Here is a 22,850-nt window from a genome sequence, read left to right as displayed (position 1 = left end):
GAAAATGGCATTTCTGAAATCGATAACCGGACACAAGGCCCGTGCCGGCCTCGCCGCATTGGCGCTCGCACTGTCGTCGACCGTGGCGCTGGCCGCCGAGAAGCTGCAATACTTCACCTGGTCGGGCTACGAACTGCCCGATTTCAACAAGAGCTTCCTCGCCGCCCACCCCGATGGCGTCGAGGCCTCGATCTTCGGTGACGACGACGATGCCTTCACCAAGGTCAAGGCCGGCTTCCGCCCCGACATCGCCCATCCCTGCTACGACAAGGTGGCGCGCTGGAACAAGGAAGGCCTGCTGCAGCCGATCGACACCAAGCGCATCAAGAACTGGGATTCGATCTTCCCGGTGTTCAAGAACCTGCCTGATCTGCAGGCCGGCGACGGCAAGGTCTGGATGGTGCCGTGGGACTGGGGCAACACCTCGATCCTCTACCGCACCGACCTGGTGAAGAACCCCGAGGCGAGCTGGAACCTGCTGTGGGACAAGCAATATGCCGGCCGCATGGCAACCATCGACGCCGTGCATGACACGCCAATCGTTGCCGCGCTGCTCGCCGGGGTTAATCCGTTCGACATGACACCCGAGCAGATGGACAAGGTCGCGGCAAAGCTGCGCGAACAACGCCCGCTGCTGTCGAGCTACACCACCGACATGACCTCGGTCGAGCAGGCGCTGGCCAGCGGCCAGCTGGTCGCCGCCATGACCTGGAACGCGTCGGCCACCTCGCTGAAGAAGCAGGGCGTGCCGGTCGAGTTCATGAAGCCGAAGGAAGGCATGCTGACCTGGGCCTGCGGCTTCGTCATGCTGAAGGACGCCAAGAATGTCGATCTTGCCTATGACTTCATCAACAGCCGGCTGGATGCCGATTCGGGCAAATTCCTGATCCAGTCCTACGGCTATGGCAGCTCGCTCTCGACCGCCTTTGCCGGCGTGGCGAAGGATGAACTTGAGAAGCTGCAACTGCCGTCCGATCCGGAAGTGATGCTGAAAACCACCATCTTCACCGGACCGATGAAGCAGAATGACGATGTGGCCAAGATGTTCGAGAAAGTGAAGGCGGGCGGGTGAGGCTGCCCCTTCTCCCCTTGTGGGGTGAGCAGCCGGTTCGCGTAAGCGAATTCATCGTGCCAGTGGCACGATGAAAGGCCGGCGAACGCCGGGACGCTGCGAAGCAGCGGGGACCCGGCAGGGTGGATCGACTACCACGCCGGCCCTTCGCAGGCTCAGGGCGTTCAAAGCTCGAAAAGCCAAGCAATTGGCTTTTCGTTCGCTGCGCGAACCGCTTCTCACCCCACAAGGGGAGAAGGGAAGACTACGAGGACTTACGAATGGACATGCTTGACGAAGCCGCCGAGAAACCCAAGGACGATGCCGATGTTCGCGTCGGTCGGCGCGTGCGGGCGCTGCGGCTGGAGCGGCGCCTGTCGCTGGCCGAACTGGCCGCAAAAGCCGGCGTGTCGATCGGTGCGTTGAGCCAGATCGAGCGCGGCATGTCCTCGCTGCGCGTCAAGGTGATCTGGCCGCTCGCCGCCGCTCTGGACATCGAGCCGTCGGCGCTGATCGCCGACGGCAACGATGCCGTCAACGATCTCTATTGCGTGCGCGCCGACAAGCGGCGCGCCATTCCCGTAAAATCCGAAGGCATCGCCAAGGCGCTGCTGTCACCGCCGGGCGCGACGCTGACCGGCATGCTGGTGACGGTGGAAGCCAATGGCGGCACGGCGGAAGCCTATGCCCATGCCGGCCATGAATTCGGTTACGTGCTTTCGGGCGAGGTCGAACTGGTGGTGGATTCGACAAAATACGGGCTGAAGACCGGCGACAGTTTTGCCTTCAAGAGCACGCTTTTGCACGCCTTCCGCAATCCGAGCGCCGAGCAGTGCCAGATCCTCTGGGTCAACACCACGAGACCCTCCGAGGTTCGCGATGGCGCGTGATCCACTTGTCCGGCTGCAGGCGGTCTCGAAGATTTTTCCCGGCGGCATCGTTGGGCTCGACGCTGTCGATCTCGACATTATCAGCGGCGAGTTCATCACGCTGCTCGGGCCGTCGGGCTGCGGCAAGACCACCAGCCTGCGCGTCATCGCCGGCTTCGAAAGCCCGTCGAGCGGCAGGGTTTTGCTCGACGGTCGCGACATCACCGCCCTTCGGCCCTTCGACCGGCCGGTCAACACCGTGTTCCAGGACTACGCGCTGTTTCCGCACATGAACGTTGCCGAAAATGTCGGCTTCGGCCTGTCGCTGCGAAAACTCACCAGTGCCGAGCAGGCAAAGCGCGTCGGCGAAGCCCTCGACATGGTCGGTCTCGCCGACAAGCTTGGCGCCCGCGTCTTGGAACTGTCGGGCGGCCAGCGCCAGCGCGTCGCGCTCGCCCGCGCCATCGTCTGCGAGCCGCGCGTGCTGCTGCTCGACGAACCGCTGTCGGCGCTCGACGCGCATCTGCGCGAACAGATGCAGGTCGAATTGAAGCGGCTGCAGTCGCGGCTCGGCACCACCTTCGTCATGGTCACCCACGACCAGACCGAAGCGCTGTCGATCTCCGACCGCATTGTCGTCATGAACAAGGGCCGCATCGAGCAGATCGCGCCGCCGGCGACGCTCTATGACCGGCCCGCCACGAAGTTCGTTGCGAGCTTCATCGGCACCATGAATCTCCTGCAATCGCGTTTTATCGGCCGCGATGGCGATCGCCTGCGTTTCACCGCCGGTACATTGCCGCTGGAGGCCGTTTCTGAAACCGGCCCGTCACCTGGCGAAGGCGAGATGCGTACCATCGGCGTGCGTCCAGAGGACTTGCTGGCGGCGACCGAGGCCACGCCCGGTACCGCGCCGGCGCGCGTCAACAGCATTGTCTTTCACGGCCGCACGCTGCGCTTGCATGCCGAACTCGAGAAAGGCGCACCTGTTGTCATCGATGCGCCGCGCCAGGCCGAGGGTTTTCAATTCAGCGTCGGCGACGTGGCGCATATCAGCCTGCGCCGTGGCGCCAACTGCCCTATGCTGCCAAGCTAGCGCCATCTATCTTCGCAAGGTCGTCGCGCAACTGCGAAGCTCCGGCGTTCGTTCCATTTTCGCTTGATTTGTTCCCTTTTTGTTCTAAACGCCTAGGCCGGATACAATTTGCCGAACGAGTTCAGTTATGGGTGGGCAACCTGCATTCGGGACCGCCAAGAACGGCCAGACCTTTTTCCAATGGGAAGAGTTCGATCGACATTTCGACGACCGGATATTCTTCGGCATCCTTGCCGAGAGTACCGTCGCCGGCGCTCTCGCGCGGAGGGCTGTCGCCCTGGATCGGGAGCTACGCCTGCAGGGCTGGTTTGTTCCGGAAGACCACATCCATATCTCGCTCGTCGGTCTCGGCGACCATGACGGGTTGCCGCAGGAGTTGGTCGAAACCGCCTGTCGTATAGGCTCGATGATCGTTGCAAAACCTTTCCAGGTTTTCTTCGATCGCTTGTCGGCTTTTGGCGGTGGTTCGCTTGTTCTACGGGGTGGCAGTGGCAGCAATCCGGCGCTGCAAGAATTCTGGCGCAACCTCACTGCTCTGATTTCAGACAGCCCGTTAAAATCCTTTCTCACAAAGTCCATCGAACCGCATGTCACGCTGCTTCGCGATGAAGCGCGTGTTCCCAAAATCCGAGAACGATCGATTGATCCAGTCAGCTGGTTGGTCCGGGATTTTGTGCTGATCCACAGTCTCACCGGCAAGGGTGTTTACAAGGAGCGTGGGCGTTGGCAATTGACCGGCCAGGACGATTCCCTGGCCGGTATGTGAGAAATCGTCGTCACACAGCCGCGCTATATCTATCGTCCTGACACGGCTTGTCAGCTGTCGTGCAGGCAAAGGTGGCGGGCCGGCCAGCGCTTCCCTATTTCGAGTGCGTCTGAACAGGAGGAAACACAAATGACCATCGCGGACATTGCCAAGGATTTCACCGAGCTCCTTAAGCAGGGAGACCACAACGGTGCCGCCGAAAAGTACAATGCCGACGACATCGCCAGCTTCGAAGCCATGGAGGGGCCGATGGCCGTCAGCCACGGCAAGGAGGCACTCAGGCAGAAAAGCCAATGGTGGCAAGAGAACCACGAAGTCCATGGCGGCTCGGTCGAGGGACCCTATGTCAACGGCGACCAATTCGCGGTGCGCTTCACCTTCGACATCACGCCCAAGGCCACCGGCGAGCGCGTCACCATGGATGAGGTTGGCCTGTACACGGTCAAGAACGGCAAGATCACCGAAGAGCGTTTTTACTACTGAGTCCGGGAAATCCGCCCCTTCTCGGAGTTCTGCTCTCTTCGGTCGAAAAGCCAGCACGGCGGCCCGTGGGAAATCCCCTGACCGCCGTGTGACGCTCAAATCGTCTTCACATACTCCGCAAGTTGATCGGCCACCGTGCCCCAGCCATCGAAGAAACCCATCTCTTCATGGTTGTTGCGGGTCGCCTCGTCGCGGTGGATGGCGGTGGCGGTGTAGCGCGTGCCCAGGCCATCCGGCTGGAGGGAAATGATCGCGGTGATAAAGGGCTCGCCCGACGGCCGGTAGCCCGGCAGCAGCGCATCCGTCCACACCAGCCGCTCGTTCGGCACGATGTCGAGATAGCAGCAATGGCGATCGCTGACCTCCTTGCCGTCGGGCGACTGCATGCGTGTCCGGAACAGCCCGCCTGGCCGCAGATCGATCTCGCAATCGGTGATCAGCCATGGCTTCGGCGTGAACCATTGCCTGACATGCTCCGGCGTCGTCATGGCCCGCCATAGCAGTTCGCGCGGCGCGTCGAGCACGCGCTCCAGCACGAGGTCCAGCCTGGGATCCGGCTTGAAGGGATAGCTCATTTTTCCTGCTCCTTGAGGGTCATCACATAGGCGTCGAACTGGTCGAGGCGGCGCTCCCACAGCGTGCGCTGTTCGGCCAGCCAGTTCTCGGCGAGCTGCAGCGGCTCGGGCGCCAGTTGATAGGTCCTGGTGCGGCCGCTCTTTTCCGAGCGCACCAGCCCGCAGCCCTCCAGCACCTTGAGATGCTCGATGAAGGAAGGCAGCGCCATCTCGAAAGGCTGCGCCAGTTCGCTGACCGAGGCCGGGCCGCGGTTCAGCCGCTCGACGACGCGGCGTCGTGTCGGATCGGCAAGCGCGCGGAAGATGCCATCGATGGGCGGGAGGCTCGGATTGGCGGTCTGGAGACTTGTCATGATTGATCCTGCGGCGCCGTCAAAAGCGGTTCGAAAATACTTAGGATAATTCCTTAGTATTGGCAAGCCCGAAAATTCTGGAGTTGCGGCTTGGGCGCTGGCAAAGCGAGGAGGGCGGTTTTAGGCTGTGGGACGGATTCGGCTGTCAGCCCAAGGGAACCGCGCTTTGACGATTACCATCTACGGCATCACCACCTGCGACACGGTCAAGAAGGCGCGCGTCTGGCTGGAGAGCCATGACGTGCCCTACCGGTTTCACGATTTTCGTGCGGAGGGGCTGGACGCGAAGCGGCTGGATGGCTGGGTCGGCAAGGTCGGCTGGGAAAAGCTGCTCAACAAGGGCAGCACGACGTTTCGCGTACTGGCGGAGGCAGACAAGCAGGACCTCGATGAAAAGAGGGCCAAGGCGCTGATGCTGGCCAAACCGACGATGGTCAAGCGGCCGGTGTTGGAGCTCGGTGACAGGGTTCTGGTTGGGTTCAAGCCGGATGTTTATGAGCAGGCGGTGAAGTAGCTGGCGAGACGTTGAAGCTGCCGATCTCCCCCGCAAGGGGGGAGATCGGACGTCGCCGCGGCTTTCGCCAATCGCCAGCGTTGCTGGAGGCAAGCACCCTTCAATCCCTCCCGCGCAAATATCTCGCCAATGCCACGGCATTGTTGTGCGCCTCATCATGCGCGCCGTAGAGCAGCGTCACCTTGCCCTTGTTCAGCAAGCCGCGCAGCTGCGCGACTGCCTCACCATTCCCATCCAATTCGGTCCCGTACCGCGCCTGAAACCCCGCCCAGCGCGCGGGCTCATGCCCGAACCACTTTCGCAGCCCATCGCTCGGCGCGATGTCCTTCAGCCACAGCGCCAGCGCGGCATGCTCCTTGCGGACGCCGCGCGGCCAGATGCGATCGACCAGCACCCGCTGCCCGTCATCGGCAGCGGGCGGCTCGTAGATCCGCTTGACCATCAGGTCGAAGGCCATTCGACCTCCCTAGGCGGTGACCCTCAGGCCCACTCGCCCTTGCGCATCACCGGCACCTTGCGGCCGTCCTTGTGGACGCCATCAATGTCGATCTTGTCCGAACCGATCATCCAGTCGATGTGGATAAAGCTCTTGTTGCCGCCGCGCGCCGCGATCTCGTCCTGGCTGAGCGAAGCGCCATTGACGAAGCATTTCGAATAGCACTGGCCGAGCGCGATGTGACAGGCGGCGTTTTCGTCGAACAGCGTGTTGAAGAACAACAGGCCACTGGCCGAGATCGGCGAGGAATGCGGCACCAGCGCCACTTCGCCGAGACGGCGCGAGCCCTCATCGGTGTCGAGCACTTTCTTCAGCACGTCCTCGCCCTTCGAAGCCTTGGCCTCGACGATTCGCCCACCTTCGAAGCGCACCGAGATGTCGTCGATCAGCGTGCCCTGGTAGGACAGGGGCTTGGTCGAGGAGACATGGCCCTCGACCCGCCTGGCGTGCGGCGTGGTGAACACCTCTTCGGTCGGGATGTTCGGGTTGCAGGTGATGCCGTTCTTGGCGGTCGAGGCGCCGCCCATCCATTCATGGCCATCCGCCAGCCCGACCGTCAGGTCGGTGCCCGGTCCGGTGAAATGCAGGGCGTGGAAATTGTGGCCGTTCAGCCATTCGGTGCGGCCGTGCAGCGCTGCATTGTGCGCCGTCCAGTTTGCGATCGGGTCTTCCACGTCGACCCGCGATGCCGAAAAGATCGCATCGGCGAGCTTCACCACCGCGACATCGTCGGCATCGCCGGGGAAAACCTGCTTGGCCCAGGCGAGGTCCGGATAGGCGACGATGTTCCAGTTGATATCGAAGCCGGTGATCTTTTCCAGCGCCGGCTGGTAGGCCATGGAATTGGCTTTGTTGGCGCGCGCCACTTTGGCCGGGTCCTGCGTCGAGAGCAGCGATGGATCCTCTCCGCGCACGGCAAGCCTGGCCGCATTGTTGGAAAAGGCCTTCGCCATGCCTTCATAGAGCCAGCCGGCGGCGTGGTCGAAACCGGCGTCCGCCCCGAAGCGGTAGCGCGCCAGCGTCATCTCGTCATCGTTGAAGATCGGCGTCACCAGACCGGCGCCGGCCTTGTAGGCGTGCTCGACGATGCGCCTGGTCAGCGGCAGGGCCGCGATCGACGAGGTCAGCACCAGATCCTGTCCGGGCTGCAATTGCAGCCCGACTTTGATGGCGACTTCCGCCAGCCTGTCGAGCTTCACCGGGTCGATCGTTGCGGAAACGCCGCGCGAATGTGTGGTCATGATCCTGCCTGCCGTGATGTTTGATCTGGTCTTACATAGACCGCAGCCGGCATCCTTTCCACCGCGATTGCGCTAGGCCAGTTCAGGCCGCGCTTTCGAGTGACCCGAACTGCGCCATCGTCGCCGCGATCTCTTCCTTGATCCAGGCCTTGAAGTCCCGGACCTTGCGGCTCTCCGCCTTGGCTGACGATGTCACTAGCCAATAGCCGAGCCCGCTCTGGGCGCGGATTCCGAACGGCGCCACCAGACGCCCGTCGGCCAGCGCATCCGCCGCCAACAATTGCCAGCCCAGCATCACGCCATGGCCGGCAATGGCCGATTCCAGGCACAGCATCGGATCGGTGAAGCGCGCGCCTTTCTGAAAGGTGACGGGTGGAACACCGGCTGCCGTGAACCAGCTTTCCCAGTTGATCATCGCCCGCTCGTCGGTGATGGCGCAGGTCTGGGCAAGGTCCTCGATCGATTGCAGTTTCCTGGCGATATCAGGCGAGCAGACTGGAAAGACTTCCTGCGCCAGGAGCAATTCCGCTCGCCCTTCCGGCCATTTGCCGTCGCCAAGCCGGATGGCGATGTCAACGTCGGAGCGGTCGAGATTGGTGAGCCTCACCGTAGCGTCGATGCGCAGCAGCACGTTGGGATGGCGGTCGAAGTGACGCGACAGCCTGGGCAGCAGCCATTTCGAGGCGAAGGCCGGTGCCACCGAAACCACCAACGTGCATTGCGTCGCCTCATCGGCCAAAGCCACGGCCTGGGCAAGCTCACGAAACCCAGTGCCGAGGCGGGTCGCGAAGACGGCGCCGAATTCGGTCAGCACGAGACCGCTTGCCGTGCGCTCGAACAGCGCCTGGCCGAGCTGCTTTTCGGTGCGGCTGATCTGCTGGCTGACGGCACTGACGGAAACGTTGAGCTCGCCGGCGGCCGCCGCGAGCGAGCCGAGACGGGCAACGGTTTCGACGGCGCGAAGGCCGTTGAGGTGGACGCGGTTGAGCATGGCCATTTGAGATTTTCTAAACTGTTCCATCTGAAATCTCAATTGAAAGACGCGCCGAAACGGCAGACTTTGTTGATGGGAGAGAGACCCATGGAGCCGGAAATGTTAAGGATGCTGTCATCGCTCAAGGTTCTGTTCGCTGGGGGCACGCCCTATGAGCCGCGCTCGCACAGCGATACGCAGACATGGCTCACCGATCCGCTTTCGCATCCCGTCCTGAACACCATGTCGGGGCGCGAACTTGGCGACGTGCCGTTCAGGCTGACGGCGCGCCGGACGGTGCACGAGACCACTTCGTGGCAAGCCGGTTTCGGTGGGCGCTGCTGAGCGGATCCCGCACCCTCCGGCTTAAGGAAAACTCGAGCTGGCGCGACACGCTGTAGGCCCACTGGGTAGGCCCACTGGTCTAACGAAAGGCGATTGTTTCAGCGATCCCTGCATTTATTGTGCGCTGCAATGACATCGGCCTCAACAGCGTTGCGCTTCACCGTCGCCGGCATGATTGCGATGGCCGTCGCCATGGGCATCGGCCGCTTCGTCTACACGCCGATCCTGCCCGGCATGATGGAAGAACTCCATCTGTCGCCGGCCAATGCCGGCTGGATCGCGTCTGCCAATTATCTCGGCTACCTCGTCGGCGCGTTTGTGGCGGCGGGCGGCTGGGCGCATGGCCGCGAGCGTCTGCTGATGCTGACTGGGCTTGGCTTCAGCACCGTCCTGGCCGCGCTGATGGGGCTGACCGACACAATGGTCGCCTTTCTCCTCATCCGCTTTCTGGCCGGTCTGGCGAGCGCCTTCGTCATGGTGTTCATGGCCAGCATCGTTTTCAGCCATATCAATGCTGCCGGTCGTGGCGACCTGCAGGCCTGGCATTTTGGCGGTGTCGGCCTCGGCATCGCCATCTCGGCGGCGATGATGGCGGTGCTGGTCACCGACCATGCCGGCTGGGCGGCGGGCTGGTTGTGGTCGGCGGCAATTTCGGCCTGTGGCTTCGTGGCCGTGGCGCTGCTGGCGAATGAAGGCCCGCTTGCCAATGGTGAAGCCGTCCGCGAGCCGGCGCTGCCGAAAGACCGGCCGCTGATGAAGATCATCGTCGCCTACGGGCTGTTCGGCTTTGGCTATGTGGTGACGGCGACGTTCCTGGTCGCCATCGTCCGCCAAGGCGGCGGCAGCCGCGTTTTCGAGGCCATGGTGTGGATGGTCGCCGGCCTTGCGGGTTTTCCTTCGACGTACCTGTGGCAGAAGATCGCCGGGCGGATCGGGCTCTACGCCGCCTATGCGTTGGCGTGCTTCATCGAGGTCATCGGCGTCACCGCCAGCGTGGCGCTTGGCGGATATTCGGGGCCACTGCTTGGCGGTCTGCTGCTTGGCGGCACCTTCATTGCCATCACCGCGCTTGGCCTGCAGGCCGCCCGCCAGCAGGCGCCAAAGGCGCCCCGGCGCATCTTTGCGTTGATGACGGCCTCGTTCGGCCTTGGCCAGATCATCGGTCCGATCGCCGCCGGCCTTTTGGCGCAGATGTCAGGCGATTTCTTCCTCGCTTCGATCGTCGCGGCGGCCATGCTGGTGGTCTCCGGCGTCATCACATGGTCGGCCGCGCCAAAATCGCCATGATTTGTCGTCTTGCTCTGCACCGGGCATCGTGCAGGCATTTTCTTTCCCCCTAATGTGTGACTTTATGCCCGCCGAAGTCAGCTGATTTGCCCACCGAGCAAGGAATTCGCCACAGTGTTCGTATCCTTCTTCCCGCAGCCGAAGCTCTTTTTCTCTTCGGCCGCCATCTGGAGCCTTGTCGGCATCCTGTTTTGGTTTTTCGGGGGGGAGCAACTGGGCGCCGTGTTCGGGATGCCACCGGCGGCTGCCGACGCGCCGCCCATCATCGGCATCGCCATCCTCGTATCGAAGCCGTTCCTCTGGTTTTATCTGTATTTCGCGTTTTGCGTGCTCGTCTTCTACGCGTTCTGGAGCTGGTATTCTCCACACCCATGGCAGCGCTGGTCGATCCTGATGACGGCCGTCATCCTGTTTTTCATCTATTTCAATGTGCAGGTCAGCGTTGCCGTCAACGCCTGGTACGGCCCGTTCTTTGACTACGTGCAAGGCCTGATGTCGGGGACCGGAAAATCGACCAATGGCGAATTCTACACCGGACTGGCTGACTTCTCATGGCTCGCGCTGGTTGGCATGAATGTGCAGGTGGTCAATGCCTTCATCGTCAGCCACTGGATCTTCCGTTGGCGCACGGCGATGAACAATTATTTCATCGAGAACTGGGGCAGGTTGCGGCATATCGAGGGCGCTTCGCAGCGTATCCAGGAAGATACGATGCGGTTCTCGCAGATCATGGAGGATCTAGGCTCCAGCTTCGTCCAGTCGATCATGACCCTGATCGCCTTCCTGCCGGTCATGATCCAGTTGCAGGCCCATATCAGCGAACTGCCGATCATCGGCGCAGTCCCGCAGCCTCTGGTGATTGCAGCGCTTGCCTGGTGCCTGTTCGGAACCATCTCGGTCATGGTTGCCGGCCTGAAACTTCCGGGGCTGCAGTTCCGTAACCAGCGCGTCGAAGCCGCTTACCGCAAGGAACTGGTTTACGGCGAAGATCATGCGGACCGCGCACAACCTGCCACCACGGCCGAGCTGTTTGCCAATGTCCGCCACAACTATTTCAGGCTCTATTTCCACTACATCTATTTCAACGTCGTCCGGTACACCTACCTGCAGGCCGACAACATTTTCTCGCTGCTGATCCTTGGCCCATCGCTAGTCGCGCACAAGATAACGTTCGGCGCGCTGAACCAGATCTCGAATGCCTTCGGCAAGGTGACGGGTTCGCTGCAGTTCCTGCTCACCTCCTGGTCGACCATTGTCGAACTCCAGTCGGTCCATAAGCGCCTGCGCGCCTTCGAGGCGACGCTGCTCGGCGAGCCGCTGCCCGATATCGATCAGCGTTATCTGGCAAGGCAGGGTGCCGAAGATCCGGCCTAAAAAGCTGAGTTTGGAAATTGAACCGGGTTGGCGGCTCAGCCGCCAACCGTAGCCTGTTTGCTGCCAGCTTCCTGCCGCGAAACATAATCGCGAAAACTGATGCACTCGACGTCGGCCTTGACGCAGACCTCGCCGGCAAAGCGCTCCAGCGCGTTCCAGTAGGCGCCGTCATTCATCAGCGTGAAGTGGAAGCCGAGTTCCAGCGGGATGCGCTTGCCCTGATACTGCGCGTCGAAGGCGGCGCGAAACGCCTGATAGGTCCGGTCGGCGAACTCGCCCGCCTTGCTCGGGCGTTCGAAGCCGCCGGAGTGGCGGACATAGAGATTGTAATCCATGGCGATCACCGGCCTGGATTTCGGTCCTTCCGGGATCTGCGGCAGCGAAAAGCGGGTGATGCTGCCGACGGTCGGCGGCTGGGCAGGGCCCTGCGAGACACCGCTGGCGTCGAACTGGTAGCCCGCGGCCGGCAGCGCCTCATAGAGCGCTTTGCTTGTCGACAGATAGGGCGCGCGAAACCCGACCACCGCATGCCGCGCGAAATCGCGCCAGCCCTGCGGCTCGGGCGTAATGCCGTTGATCGCGTAGGCGTTTTCAAAAATGTGATCGAAGGAGGCGAACTCCTTCAGCCAGTCGGCCTTGCTCCAGTCCTTGCCGTCGAAATGGCCGCAGCCGTGGCTGGCGATGTCGTGGCCCTCATGCGCGGCAAGACCGACCTGCTCCAGCCGCTCGGCCACTTCCTGTTTGGAGGCGGCAAAGCCGATGTTCGATTTGCCCGCCGTTTTGCCGGGCGCCGTGTATTCCGTGCGTGTCTCCGGCGACAGCAGGAAGACGCAGGACAGAAAATAGGTGAAATGCGCGCCCGTGCGCTGCGCCAGCGCACGGCTGCGCTTCCACTGCGAGATGTCGCGCGCACTGTCGAAGGAGATGATGACCACCTGTTTCGGCTTTGCCGGCATCGGTGGCGCGGGCGGATCGGCCAGGGCCACGCCGGCGGTGGCCAGCGAGGCGAGCGAGAACGCAGCAACGCGAGACAAACAAGGCATCGGCAAACTTACAGGCTCCTGACGGTCAGCAAGCCGGCTATCCCCGAAATGTGGCGTGGGTGCGGTTGGCCCTTTCGTCCGTTTGCCCCGGGGCAAACATCGGCTTGACCCCGGGGCAAACATCCGTTTGCACCTGGGGATTGGGCGATTTTCCGCTTGAACCCCTTCCATGCCGACAAAATTTCGCTAAAACGCGGGCTCATGAACCGCCCCGGCCCGGGGCAAAAGTGGTTTTGATTGATGTCCGACGACAGTTTTATCCGTGAAGTCAACGACGAGATGCGTCGCGAGCAGGCGCAGAAGCTGTGGGACCGTTTCGGCCCGGCCTTGCTTGTCATTGCGATCCTCGTGGTGCTCGGCACCGCCGCCTTCGTCGGCTACCGCTATTGGGACGAGACGCGCGCCAACCGCTCTGGCGATGCTTTCTCGCAGGCCTTGAAGCTTGCCAACGACGGCAAGAACGACGATGCGCTGGCTGCGCTCGATCAGTTGGAAAAGGATGGCTACGGCGCCTATCCGCTGCTTGCCCGCATGCGTGCCGCCACCGTCAAGGCGAGCAAGGGCGACACCGACGCGGCCGTCAAGGATTTCGACGACGTCGCCGCCGACACCGCCATTCCCCAAGGCATTCGCGACATGGCACGGCTCCGGGCAGCCCTCCTGCTCGTCGATCACGGCTCTTTCGCCGACGTCTCCAGCCGCGTCGAGGCGCTGACGTCGGACACCAACACGCTTCGCCACACGGCGCGCGAGGCGCTCGGCCTTGCCGCCTGGAAGGAAGGCAAGACCCAGGATGCGCTGAAACTGTTCGACCAGATCGCCGCCGATGACGGCGCCCCCCGCAACACCCGCGAGCGGGCAACGCTGATGTCCGAGCTGATCCGCGGCTCGGGCAATGCCTCGTAAATGCATGTCGCCCAAAAGTGTGCAGCGGTTTTGGGACAACGACATGCATGATTGTAGGACTGTATGACCTTCAAAGTCGCCATCATCGGCAGACCTAACGTCGGCAAATCGACCCTTTTCAATCGGCTGGTGGGAAGGAAGCTGGCGCTTGTCGACGACACGCCGGGTGTCACCCGCGACCGTCGCGTCCATGCCGCCAAGCTCTACGACCTGCATTTCGATGTCATCGACACCGCCGGTTTCGAGGATGCCGGTGCCTCGACCTTGCCCGGCCGCATGCGCGCGCAGACCGAGATCGCCATCCGCGAAGCCGACCTGATCTTCTTCACCATCGATGCCAAGTCCGGCCTGCTGCCCGACGACAGGACCTTCGCCGAAATCGTGCGCAAATCCGGCAAGCCGGTCGTGCTGGTCGCCAACAAGGCCGAGGCCAAGGGCGCGCAGGGCGGCATGCTGGAGGCCTGGGAACTCGGGTTGGGCGAGCCGATCCCGGTTTCGGCCGAACATGGCCAGGGCATGCCCGATCTGCGCGATGCGGTCATTGGCGCGCTCGGCGAGGCGCGCGCCTTCGGTGAAGAGGAAGAGGGTGAAGACGACGAGATCGCCACCACCGAGGTGCTGATCGGCGAGGACATTGCCGACCCCGACGCCGAGGATGTGCATACCTACGACGACACCAAGCCGATGCGCATCGCCGTCGTCGGCCGCCCGAATGCAGGGAAGTCAACGCTGATCAACGCGCTGATCGGCGAGGAGCGGCTGCTGACGGGACCGGAAGCCGGCATCACCCGCGACTCGATCTCGGTCGACTGGGACTGGCATGGCCGCCGGCTGAAGCTGTTCGACACGGCCGGCATGCGCCGCAAGGCGAGGATCCACGAGAAGCTGGAAGTGATGTCGGTGCAGGATGGCTTGCGCGCCATCCGTTTCGCCGAGATCGTCGTCATAGTGCTCGACGCCACCATCCCGTTCGAGAAGCAGGATTTGCAGATCGCCGACCTGATCATCCGCGAGGGCAGGGCGCCAGTGATCGCCTTCAACAAATGGGACCTGATCGATCATCCGCAGGAACTGCTGGCGGAGCTGCGCGAGAAGACCGAGCGGCTGTTGCCGCAGGTGCGCGGCATCCAGGCGGTGCCGGTCTCGGCCGAGACCGGACGCGGCCTCGACAAGCTGATGGATGCGGTTCTGAGGACCCACAAGGTCTGGAACAGCCGCGTCTCGACCGGGAAGCTCAACCGCTGGCTCGAAGCCATACTGGCGCATCATCCGCCGCCCGCCGTTGCCGGGCGCCGGCTGAAGGTCAAATATGTCACCCAGGCCAAGACACGCCCGCCGGGTTTTGTTGTCCAGTGCTCGCGGCCGGACGCGATGCCGCAATCCTATGTTCGCTATCTCTCGAACAGCCTGCGCGAAGCCTTCGACATTCCGGGCGTGCCGATCCGCATCGCGCTGCGCACTTCGGACAACCCATTCGCCGGCCGGGCCAAGAAACGCGGCTGAGGCGCTCATCCGATCAGGCCACGGCACGCAAGCCGGCATTGGCCCGCGCATTGTCCGGCAAGGCCTGCCGCGCCGCCTCCAGCAAGATGTCGGCAAGGCGGGCCGCCACCGGCTCGGGTTCGGCATCCCGGCGATGCAGAAAGAGCGCCATACTGGGCAGCGCCGGCAGCCCGGCAATCTCCGGCGTCATCGCGCTGACACTGGCCGGCAGGCCTATGTCGGTGCGGATCGTCAACCCGAGCCCAGCAGCCACTGCCGCCCAGATGCCGCCGAGGCTCGGGCTGGAAAAGGCCATGCGCCAGGGCAGCCCGGCGCGGTCGAGCGTTTCGGTCGCCACCGTGCGCAACAGACAGGGCGCTTCGAGCGCCACCAGCGGCAGCGGTTCGCCGTCGCGCAGGCTGGTCTCGATGCGCTTGGCCGGGCCGATCCAGCGCATCGGAACATCGGCGACATGCTCGCTGTAGGGCAGCGTCTGGCCGCTATGCCAGGCGAGCGCGATGTCGAGGCTGCCTGACATTACCCTTTCGGCAAGGTCGTGGCTGCGCGCTATCCTGGCCTCGATCTTGACCTTCGGGTGGGCGCGGGCGAAGCGGCCGAGAACATCGGGCAATACAGCCTCGCCGAAATCCTCCTGCAGGCCGAGCCGCACCCAGCCTTCCAGCTCGACATCATGGATGGCCGCCGCCGCCTCGTCATTCAGCTCGAGCAGCCGGCGTGCATAGCCGAGCATGGTCTCACCCGCCTCCGTCAAGGCGAGGCCACGGCCCGCCTTGCGAAAGATCGGCGTCGCTGCTTGTTCCTCCAGTTTCTTCAATTGCGCGCTGACCGCCGAGGTCGACCGGCCAAGCCGGTCGGCGGCCTTGGCAAAGCTGCCAAGCTCCATGCCGGTGACGAAACTGCGCAGAACGTCGAGGTCGAATGTCACGCGTTGCATAGAGACTGTCCTGTTTTTCAGGATCGATAGTCAAAAACTTCCTGATTTTAAGGATGGATTTATGGCGATAGAGAGATGCCGTCAAGGTCTGGGCCACTGGACCACCACGGGAATGAAACCATGTCCGCCATAGTCGACTGCGCCGACCAACAGTCAACACAAGTCCTGAAAGACAGGGCTGCCGGTCCCGCCGAGAGGGTATTCAGTCCCGGCCATCGGTGGAAAGTCCTGGGCATCGGTGTCGCCGCGAACGCCAGCTTCTCGGCCACGTTCTCCGGCATACCGGCAACGGCGGTGGTGCTTCGTCAGGGCTATCACTTAAGCAATGCCGAGCTTGGCCTGGCGCTCGGCCTTCTCGGCTTGGGCGTTGCGCTCAGCGAGCTGCCCTGGGGTCTGCTCACCGATCGCTGGGGCGATCGCCGCGTGCTTCTGATCGGGCTTGGCGCGACGGCCGCCTGGCTCCTTGCGATGGCCATACTCGTCGTGCCGACAAGGTCAGGCATCCCCGATGTCATGCTGCTGTCGGCAAGCCTGCTCGTTACGGGACTGCTCGGCGGCAGCGTCAACGGCTCGAGCGGTCGCGCCATCATGGGCTGGTTCCGGGAAAACGAGCGCGGCTTTGCCATGAGCATAAGGCAGACGGCGGTGCCGCTTGGCGGCGGCCTCGGCGCGCTTGTCCTGCCGTCGCTTGCGCTCGCTTTTGGCTTTTCCGCGGTGTTCGGGCTTTTGGCCGGCGCCTCCGCTCTATCCGCGCTGTTTGCCTGGCGCTGGCTGCATGAGCCGCCAGCTGCAGGTCACGTCGTTTCGTCGGCAGCGGCCGGACCGGCGCCGCTGCGCAACATCGAGGTCTGGCGCATTGCGACCGCCATCGGCCTGCTCTGCTTTCCGCAGGTGGCGGTGCTCACCTTCGCGTCGGTGTTCCTTCACGACTTCGCCGGGCTGGGGACAGCAGCGATCAGCGCCAGCCTCGCCGCGGTTCAGGTCGGCGCCATGGTCATGCGCGTCTGGAGCGGCCGCTTTACCGACCGCCACGGCAACCGCCGCCAGTTTCTGCGCTCATGCAGCGCGCTTAGCGGGCTGGCCTTCGCTGTGCTCTGGCTGATGGTCATGGCCAGCCCCACGGTGCCGGGCGGCCAGTCCTTCCTGATCGCTGTCCTTCCCTTGGTGCTGATTGCCGCGGGCATCTCGGTTTCCGCCTGGCATGGCGTCGCCTATACCGAGCTTGCCACGCTTGCCGGCGCCGGCCATGTCGGAACCGCGCTCAGTCTCGCCAACACCTTCGTCTTCGTCGGCTTCTTCCTGGTGCCGGTGGCCATTCCAGGGCTGCTGCACCTCTGGTCCTGGTCCGGCGTCTGGCTGTCGGCCGCCATCTGCGCGCTGATCGCGTGGCCGATCTTTCTGCGGCCGGCCGCACCTCGATCAGCTTGAGACAGTCAAACCAAGGCAGCCAGCGGCATATGCTGGGATGAAGGCGCGTGCCTGGACATCGGGAACCGCCGTTTGGCCCAGGCGATGGCGGGTTTTTCCGCCGTTCGATGGAGGATGACCGAAAGGCCAAGGCTCAATATCGCTGCCAAAGTTGTGGCTGCTGTTGGACCGTAGTGCTTATCGATCTCGTAATTGTAGGCCAGGTTGAAAATGACGATTTGATGAATCATGTAGAATGCGAAACTGATCTCGCCGCAGAAAATCAACGGGCGGCAAGATAGAACGCGCGTCGCAACGCCGGATTGGTGCGCAAAGACATAGACCATGGCAGCGAATACCGGATACATTCCATATTCGCGATAAGCTGCAGACGCCATGACCGATGCGTGATTGGCGAAGAATTGCGTGATCTCGTCATGCACCCCGGCATAAAGCACCAGGCTGGCGATCGCCGCAATCTGAGTGGACGCCAGCCAGCCGACGGGAATGCGCCGAAGTCTGAACAATTGATAGACGGCTATCCCCGACAGGAATTCCACCATGCGCAGAGGTGGAAAAAGTTGAACGAACGATGCGTCCGTAACGTAGAAATCCAGCCACGGTCGTTCGGAAGAAGTCGGAAATACAGGACCGGGCAACACCGCCGTGAACGCAAGCAGGCCGAGGACGGCAAGGGTCCAGCCGCAAATCACCAGCATGACCTGGTTTGGCCTCAGGATCAGAATGAACGGCAGGAGAAGGTAGAAGAATAACTCGACCGATATCGACCATGAGACGCCATTGTAGGCGTAGGCCGTGCCGTAGGTCGGAATCCATGCGCTCTGGAGCGTTGTCGTTAGATATGCGGTGAGAAGGCCTGCCGGTTCATGAAGCGTCACCACGGCAAAAAAGGAACACAGCATGTGGACAGGCCAGAGCCTGAAAAATCTCTGGCAGACAAAGTGTCTTACATCGCGCCAGTCAAGGAAACGCCCTGCGAAACTGTATGATAACACGAACCCCGACAGGACAAAGAAGAACGAGACGGCGCATTCCAGATGCATGTTCCGGATGTATTGCGACGCATCGATTCCAAACATCTGTAGATGATGGATGAATATCGATAGGGCCGCAAAAGCCCGCAAGGCCGTCAAATTATGAAGCTGGAGGCGTCCGGGTGGCTCTATCGAGTTCACGCCGTTTGCGGTTGTAGTGTCCACGACCGTTGCCTCGTCGCTCGGCTTGCGCGGCCGCTGTTTCGAACAGCTCCATTGTGACGGTTGGAATATGGATATCCGGTTAAGTCCTCCGGGAACGCGGATTGGCGGGCGTTCCGTCGCCATCCCGCCGCAAAACCGCCCGACTTCGAAATCACGACCTTGAGCCGACTGAGAAAACCCGATCGATCCCGTTAACGTCCCATCAAGGTTAATGCATCATTTTGCTCTCCAGTGGGGTCAGTAGCGTTCCTGGAGAGTGTTCCGTGCATCGACGTGTGTTGAAGCGGCTTGTTGCCGCCGCCGGTGAGAAGAAACGCAGCTTCGTATCTCCGTTCATCATCGGTCTCGGCATCTGGATCGGCTTCCCGACCGTCGCCGCCTACCAGGACATGACCAGCCTCGTTTCCGGCCTTGAATCGCCGACCGCGCGCTGGAATTCCTATGTCGAGAGATCCGTCGCCGGCTCGACCCATGCCGCCGAGATGCCCTTCGTCGATTCCGACGTCACCGGCTCGATCTCCGGATCGGGCATTCACCTGGCGGGCGTCGGCAACGTGTCGTTCCGCGGCAAGGGCGGCAAGGTCAGCGGCTCGCCCGACGAGGATCGCGTGATGCGCGCCGACAAGAAGGGCCGCATCGTCCAGATGTCTCCCGTTGCACCGCCGAAGAACTTCAACGCCGGTTCGATCTTCCAGCGGACCTCCTCCTTGATGCGGCCGACTATGGACGGCGACCTGAAGATGGCCTTCGCCAAGCCTCAGATCAAAGGCAAGGAAATCCAGATCGCCGCCGCATTCCATGCGCGGGAGGACAAGAAGCCGGATCCCGGCGTGCCGGCCATGCTTGCCGCCCTGGTCAACAACGACCATCCCGATATTCTGGCGACGGCCTATGCGCAATCCGAGCCGGACTATGCCAAGGCCTCACCCTTCGAAGCCCTGCTGCAGGACGAGCAGCCCAACAGCGGCCGCTTCATTCCGCCGATGGCCAAGGGTGACCATTCGTGGATCCAGAACCCGCTGCCGGAGAGCGTCTTCTCCAAGCCCGAGCAAAAATGCCTGGCCAACGGCATCTATTTCGAGGCGAGAAGCGAATCCGTGCGCGGTCAGGCTGCCGTTGCCCAGGTCATCCTCAACCGCGTCCGCAATCCCGCCTATCCCAATTCGATCTGCGGCGTCGTCTACCAGAACGACAGCTGGTTCAACCGTTGCCAGTTCTCCTTCGCTTGCGACGGCAGGAGGAAGCGCATCGACAGCCCGGTCGCCTACAAAACGGCGCAGGACATTGCCATGGCCGTCACCGCCGGCAAGATCTTCATCCCGGAGGTCGGATCGTCGACCCATTATTATGCCCAATATGTTCATCCGGGCTGGGCGCGCACCATGCAGAAGATGACCAAGATCGGTCTGCATATCTTCTACCGCACCTATGGCGGCGGCTGGAGCTGAGGTTCGTCGGCCGCTGGTCTTTTCCATCAGCCACAGGCTCGATCAGCGAGCCATTGCCAGGGGGATTCGCGCAACCTATCCCCATCATCGCGACGGGCACGATGTCGCACCTCTCTAATTGATTGATTTTATTGCCTAAAATACATGGCAATGAACTTCCGCCCGTGGCTTGACGGGCGCAACCCCTCTAACTATGTTGCCGGCGACTTTAGAAGCGGACGGACGGTGACGGTCTGACCGGGCAGGGGGGTTGCGATGGCCGACAAGAATGGGCCAGACGGAACCGGAGAAACCGGCCGCGGCAATCAGCATGAAACCGGCATCCGCGACGACGATCTTGAGCGACGTCGGCGTGAACTTGAAGCATCGCTTGCGACAAGGCTGCCGAACCGGCTCGAGGGGAAAGACGACGCGAAAGCGGGCAGTGCGGCCGGATATGGCCAGGCGGTCAAACTCTCCAGTGAATTTATCGCTGGCGTGGTGGTGGGCGCCGGCATCGGCTGGATCATCGACCGTATGGCGGGGACATCGCCGTGGGGTCTGATCGTTTTCCTGCTGCTTGGTTTTGGCGCCGGCGTGCTCAATGTCATGCGTTCAGCGGGCGTTGTGGCAGAATTCGGACAGGGCGATAAATCGCGCTCTGGCCGGGACGACAGGAAATAGCCGCCCTTACGCGGCAATGGTAATTAGGCCGTACGCGGCATTGACGGGGTTAGAACGTGGCAGCTGACAAGGTCGATCCGATCCACCAGTTCCATATCATCAAGCTGGTTCCGATTAACATCGGCGGCTACGACCTGTCCTTCACAAATTCGGCACTGTTCATGGTCGCGACCGTGGTTGTCGCGGCTGCGTTCCTGTTCCTGACGACGTCGAGCCGCAGCCTGGTTCCCGGCCGGCTGCAGTCGATCTCCGAAATGGCCTACGAATTCGTCGGCAACATGTTGCGCGATGCCGCCGGCACGCAGGGCATGAAGTTCTTCCCGTTCGTGTTCTCGCTGTTCATGTTCGTGCTGGTCGCCAACCTGCTCGGCCTGTTCCCCTATTTCTTCACCATCACCAGCCACATCATCGTCACCTTCGGCCTCGCCGCCCTGGTGATCGGAACCGTGGTGGTCTATGGCTTCATGAAGCACGGTCTCGGTTTCCTGAAGCTGTTCGTGCCGCATGGCGTGCCGGTGTTCCTGCTGCCGCTGGTGGTGCTGATCGAAGTCATCTCCTTCGTGTCGCGCCCGGTCAGCCTCTCGGTTCGTCTGTTCGCCAACATGCTTGCCGGCCACATTACGCTGAAGGTGTTCTCGGGCTTCGTCGTCAGCCTCTCCGCGCTCGGCGCGGTCGGTGTCGCGGGCTCGATCCTGCCGCTGGCGATGGCGGTGGCGCTGACGGCGCTTGAATTGCTGGTCGCCTTCCTGCAGGCCTACGTCTTCGCGGTGTTGACCTGCATGTATCTCAACGACGCCCTGCATCCCGGGCACTAGGCCTAAGAGTTTCCGGCCCAAGAGTTTTCCAACATTGGCGCCGGATGGAATACCAACGGAATTTTCAGATCCAAAGGAGTTGAACAAATGGACGCAGAAGCAGCAAAGTACATCGGCGCCGGCATCGCTTGCCTGGGCATGGGTGGCGCGGGCATTGGCCTGGGCAACATCTTCGGCAGCTACCTCTCGGGCGCGCTGCGCAACCCGTCGGCTGCTGACGGCCAGTTCGGCCGCCTGATCTTTGGCTTCGCCGTGACCGAAGCTCTGGGCATCTTCTCGCTTCTCATCGCGCTGCTGGCCCTGTTCGGCTGAGCTTTGGGAAGATTGGACAGGCCGGCCGCGCAAGCGGCGGGCCTGATATCTGGGGATAGTCCATGTTCGTGACATCTGCCTTCGCGCAAGAGTCCGCGCCTGCCGCCGATACCAGCCATGCCGCGACCGGAGGCGACACGCACTCCGCCACCGGCGTGCCTGCGGAGGCGCACGGCACGTTTCCGCCATTCGATCCTGCGACGTATCCGTCGCAGCTTCTGTGGCTGGCGATCACTTTCGGGCTGTTCTACCTCTTCCTGAAGCGGGTCGTGATGCCGCGCGTTGGCGGCATCATCGATGTCCGCAACGATCGCATCAGCCAGGATCTCGATCAGGCGAGCAAGCTGAAGGGCGAGGCCGACGCCGCCGTTGCTGCTTACGAGCAGGAACTGGCGGAAGCCAAGAAGAACGCTAATTCGATCGGCCAGCAGGCCGCCGATGCTGCCAAGACGGAAGCTGAGACCGCTCGCAAGAAGGTCGAAGCCGCACTCGACGAGAAGCTTGGCGAGGCCGAGGCACGCATTGCTTCCATCAAGGCCAACGCCATGAAGGAAGTCGGTGGCATTGCCGAGGGCGCTGCTTCGGAAATCGTCGAGGCATTGGTCGGCGGCGGCAAGGCCAGCAAGGCCGAGATCGCGGCCGCGGTCAAATCCGTGGCCCGGTGAGGAGCGCATTATGGACGCCACATCTCTCGCAACGCTCTGGGCCACGATTGCCCTGATCATCTTCCTGGGCGTCGCCATCTACATCAAGGTGCCTGGCATGATCGCCAAGGCACTCGACGCCCGCGCCGCCAGGATCAGCAGTGAGCTCGAAGAAGCCCGCAAGCTGCGTGACGAGGCCCGGCAACTGCTCGGCCAGTACAAGAAGAAGCGCAAGGAAGCCGAGCAGGAGGCTGCCGACATCGTCGCGGCCGCCAAGCGCGAAGCCGAAATGCTCGCCGCCGATGCGCATAAGAAGTCCGAGGACTATGTCGCCCGGCGCACCGCGCTTGCCGAACAGAAGATCGGTCAGGCTGAGCGTGACGCGGTCGCCGAAGTCCGTGCTAGCGCCGTCGACATCGCCGTCGAGGCCGCCCGCGCATTGCTGGCCGCCAAGGTCGACGTCAAGGCCGGAGCCGACCTGTTCAAGGCATCGCTCGCGGATGTGAAGGCGAAGCTCAACTGAGCTACAACA

The 22,850-nt window shown here is 62.5% G+C and carries 26 protein-coding genes; 18 read left to right on the top strand and 8 right to left on the bottom strand.

The genetic code is table 11. From position 1 onward, the window contains the following. Positions 1-4: 4 nt before the first annotated feature. The 5 genes from AC1D05_RS03490 (at position 5) to AC1D05_RS03470 (ending at position 4,265) form a co-directional block, all read left to right on the top strand. Complete coding sequence (locus tag AC1D05_RS03490; protein WP_477438228.1) at positions 5-1,072, top strand: ABC transporter substrate-binding protein; 1,068 nt, start codon at positions 5-7, stop codon at positions 1,070-1,072. Positions 1,073-1,332: 260 nt separating this feature from the next. After that, complete coding sequence (locus AC1D05_RS03485) at positions 1,333-1,941, top strand: cupin domain-containing protein (RefSeq protein WP_477438226.1); 609 nt, start codon at positions 1,333-1,335, stop codon at positions 1,939-1,941. Beyond that, positions 1,931-3,016 carry an ABC transporter ATP-binding protein gene (locus AC1D05_RS03480; protein WP_477438224.1) on the top strand — a complete coding sequence of 362 codons (1,086 nt, stop codon included), beginning with the start codon at positions 1,931-1,933 and terminating at the stop codon, positions 3,014-3,016. Before AC1D05_RS03485 ends, AC1D05_RS03480 begins: the two co-directional genes overlap by 11 nt. A gap of 127 nt (positions 3,017-3,143) precedes the next feature. Then, positions 3,144-3,782 carry a 2'-5' RNA ligase family protein gene (locus AC1D05_RS03475; protein WP_477438222.1) on the top strand — a complete coding sequence of 213 codons (639 nt, stop codon included), beginning with the start codon at positions 3,144-3,146 and terminating at the stop codon, positions 3,780-3,782. Positions 3,783-3,911: 129 nt separating this feature from the next. Beyond that, the gene (locus AC1D05_RS03470; protein WP_477438220.1) at positions 3,912-4,265 is read left to right on the top strand and encodes a SnoaL-like domain-containing protein; all 354 of its coding nucleotides are present in this window, start codon (positions 3,912-3,914) and stop codon (positions 4,263-4,265) included. 95 nt (positions 4,266-4,360) lie between these two features. Here the strand turns inward: AC1D05_RS03470 and AC1D05_RS03465 are convergent, their stop codons facing one another. Together AC1D05_RS03465 and AC1D05_RS03460 are read right to left on the bottom strand one after the other, a co-directional pair. Continuing rightward, the gene (locus tag AC1D05_RS03465) at positions 4,361-4,840 is read right to left on the bottom strand and encodes an SRPBCC family protein (protein WP_477438218.1); all 480 of its coding nucleotides are present in this window, start codon (positions 4,838-4,840) and stop codon (positions 4,361-4,363) included. Continuing rightward, positions 4,837-5,193, bottom strand: a complete 357-nt coding sequence (locus AC1D05_RS03460) for an ArsR/SmtB family transcription factor (RefSeq protein WP_477438216.1) — start codon at positions 5,191-5,193, stop codon at positions 4,837-4,839. The genes AC1D05_RS03465 and AC1D05_RS03460 overlap by 4 nt, the downstream gene beginning before the upstream one ends. A 166-nt stretch (positions 5,194-5,359) precedes the next feature. Between AC1D05_RS03460 and AC1D05_RS03455 the strand changes: the two genes are divergently transcribed. Next, complete coding sequence (locus AC1D05_RS03455) at positions 5,360-5,707, top strand: ArsC family reductase (protein WP_477438214.1); 348 nt, start codon at positions 5,360-5,362, stop codon at positions 5,705-5,707. Between the two features lie 100 nt (positions 5,708-5,807). Here AC1D05_RS03455 and AC1D05_RS03450 read toward each other — a convergent pair whose 3' ends face one another. From AC1D05_RS03450 to AC1D05_RS03440, 3 genes are all read right to left on the bottom strand, one after another. After that, a complete protein-coding gene (locus tag AC1D05_RS03450; protein ID WP_477438212.1) occupies positions 5,808-6,164 on the bottom strand; it encodes a DUF488 domain-containing protein in 357 nt (118 codons plus the stop codon). A gap of 23 nt (positions 6,165-6,187) precedes the next feature. Continuing rightward, positions 6,188-7,444 carry an aminopeptidase gene (locus tag AC1D05_RS03445; protein ID WP_477438210.1) on the bottom strand — a complete coding sequence of 419 codons (1,257 nt, stop codon included), beginning with the start codon at positions 7,442-7,444 and terminating at the stop codon, positions 6,188-6,190. Positions 7,445-7,526: 82 nt separating this feature from the next. After that, positions 7,527-8,441, bottom strand: coding sequence for a LysR substrate-binding domain-containing protein (locus tag AC1D05_RS03440; protein ID WP_477438208.1), 915 nt, complete (start codon positions 8,439-8,441; stop codon positions 7,527-7,529). Between the two features lie 96 nt (positions 8,442-8,537). Here AC1D05_RS03440 and AC1D05_RS03435 point away from each other — a divergent pair, with 96 nt between their 5' ends. From AC1D05_RS03435 to sbmA, 3 genes are all read left to right on the top strand, one after another. Then, on the top strand, positions 8,538-8,762 hold the full coding sequence (locus AC1D05_RS03435) for a hypothetical protein (RefSeq protein WP_477438206.1): 225 nt from the start codon (positions 8,538-8,540) through the stop codon (positions 8,760-8,762). Positions 8,763-8,891: 129 nt separating this feature from the next. Next, complete coding sequence (locus AC1D05_RS03430; protein WP_477438204.1) at positions 8,892-10,049, top strand: YbfB/YjiJ family MFS transporter; 1,158 nt, start codon at positions 8,892-8,894, stop codon at positions 10,047-10,049. 114 nt (positions 10,050-10,163) lie between these two features. Continuing rightward, positions 10,164-11,423, top strand: coding sequence for a peptide antibiotic transporter SbmA (sbmA, locus tag AC1D05_RS03425; RefSeq protein ID WP_477438202.1), 1,260 nt, complete (start codon positions 10,164-10,166; stop codon positions 11,421-11,423). 35 nt (positions 11,424-11,458) lie between these two features. Here sbmA and AC1D05_RS03420 read toward each other — a convergent pair whose 3' ends face one another. Beyond that, positions 11,459-12,466 carry a polysaccharide deacetylase family protein gene (locus AC1D05_RS03420; RefSeq protein WP_477438200.1) on the bottom strand — a complete coding sequence of 336 codons (1,008 nt, stop codon included), beginning with the start codon at positions 12,464-12,466 and terminating at the stop codon, positions 11,459-11,461. 240 nt (positions 12,467-12,706) lie between these two features. Between AC1D05_RS03420 and AC1D05_RS03415 the strand changes: the two genes are divergently transcribed. Together AC1D05_RS03415 and der are read left to right on the top strand one after the other, a co-directional pair. Then, positions 12,707-13,372: a tetratricopeptide repeat protein gene (locus AC1D05_RS03415; protein ID WP_172231564.1), complete on the top strand. Its 666-nt coding sequence runs from the start codon at positions 12,707-12,709 to the stop codon at positions 13,370-13,372. A 63-nt stretch (positions 13,373-13,435) separates the two neighbouring features. Then, on the top strand, positions 13,436-14,875 hold the full coding sequence (der, locus tag AC1D05_RS03410; RefSeq protein WP_477438198.1) for a ribosome biogenesis GTPase Der: 1,440 nt from the start codon (positions 13,436-13,438) through the stop codon (positions 14,873-14,875). A 13-nt stretch (positions 14,876-14,888) separates the two neighbouring features. Here the strand turns inward: der and AC1D05_RS03405 are convergent, their stop codons facing one another. Further along, positions 14,889-15,809, bottom strand: coding sequence for a LysR substrate-binding domain-containing protein (locus AC1D05_RS03405; RefSeq protein WP_477438196.1), 921 nt, complete (start codon positions 15,807-15,809; stop codon positions 14,889-14,891). 120 nt (positions 15,810-15,929) lie between these two features. Here AC1D05_RS03405 and AC1D05_RS03400 point away from each other — a divergent pair, with 120 nt between their 5' ends. Beyond that, positions 15,930-17,237: an MFS transporter gene (locus AC1D05_RS03400; RefSeq protein WP_477438194.1), complete on the top strand. Its 1,308-nt coding sequence runs from the start codon at positions 15,930-15,932 to the stop codon at positions 17,235-17,237. 5 nt (positions 17,238-17,242) lie between these two features. On the opposite strand, the gene AC1D05_RS03395 is transcribed toward AC1D05_RS03400, so the two are convergent. Beyond that, on the bottom strand, positions 17,243-18,436 hold the full coding sequence (locus AC1D05_RS03395) for an acyltransferase family protein (protein ID WP_477438192.1): 1,194 nt from the start codon (positions 18,434-18,436) through the stop codon (positions 17,243-17,245). Between the two features lie 263 nt (positions 18,437-18,699). Between AC1D05_RS03395 and AC1D05_RS03390 the strand changes: the two genes are divergently transcribed. The 6 genes from AC1D05_RS03390 (at position 18,700) to AC1D05_RS03365 (ending at position 22,841) form a co-directional block, all read left to right on the top strand. After that, complete coding sequence (locus AC1D05_RS03390) at positions 18,700-19,884, top strand: cell wall hydrolase (protein WP_477438190.1); 1,185 nt, start codon at positions 18,700-18,702, stop codon at positions 19,882-19,884. 255 nt (positions 19,885-20,139) lie between these two features. Further along, positions 20,140-20,547: an AtpZ/AtpI family protein gene (locus AC1D05_RS03385; RefSeq protein WP_477219702.1), complete on the top strand. Its 408-nt coding sequence runs from the start codon at positions 20,140-20,142 to the stop codon at positions 20,545-20,547. A 56-nt stretch (positions 20,548-20,603) separates the two neighbouring features. After that, the gene (locus AC1D05_RS03380) at positions 20,604-21,362 is read left to right on the top strand and encodes a F0F1 ATP synthase subunit A (RefSeq protein ID WP_477438188.1); all 759 of its coding nucleotides are present in this window, start codon (positions 20,604-20,606) and stop codon (positions 21,360-21,362) included. An 87-nt stretch (positions 21,363-21,449) separates the two neighbouring features. Continuing rightward, positions 21,450-21,674: a F0F1 ATP synthase subunit C gene (locus AC1D05_RS03375; protein ID WP_013896722.1), complete on the top strand. Its 225-nt coding sequence runs from the start codon at positions 21,450-21,452 to the stop codon at positions 21,672-21,674. Between the two features lie 62 nt (positions 21,675-21,736). Further along, complete coding sequence (locus AC1D05_RS03370; RefSeq protein ID WP_477438186.1) at positions 21,737-22,339, top strand: F0F1 ATP synthase subunit B; 603 nt, start codon at positions 21,737-21,739, stop codon at positions 22,337-22,339. A gap of 10 nt (positions 22,340-22,349) precedes the next feature. Continuing rightward, on the top strand, positions 22,350-22,841 hold the full coding sequence (locus tag AC1D05_RS03365; RefSeq protein ID WP_477438184.1) for a F0F1 ATP synthase subunit B: 492 nt from the start codon (positions 22,350-22,352) through the stop codon (positions 22,839-22,841). The last annotated feature ends 9 nt before the right edge of the window (positions 22,842-22,850 follow it).

Source organism: Mesorhizobium sp. P2_E9 (genome assembly GCF_056403815.1).
The sequence above is the reverse complement of the archived record's forward strand: the minus strand, read 5'-3'. Positions and strand labels throughout refer to the sequence as shown.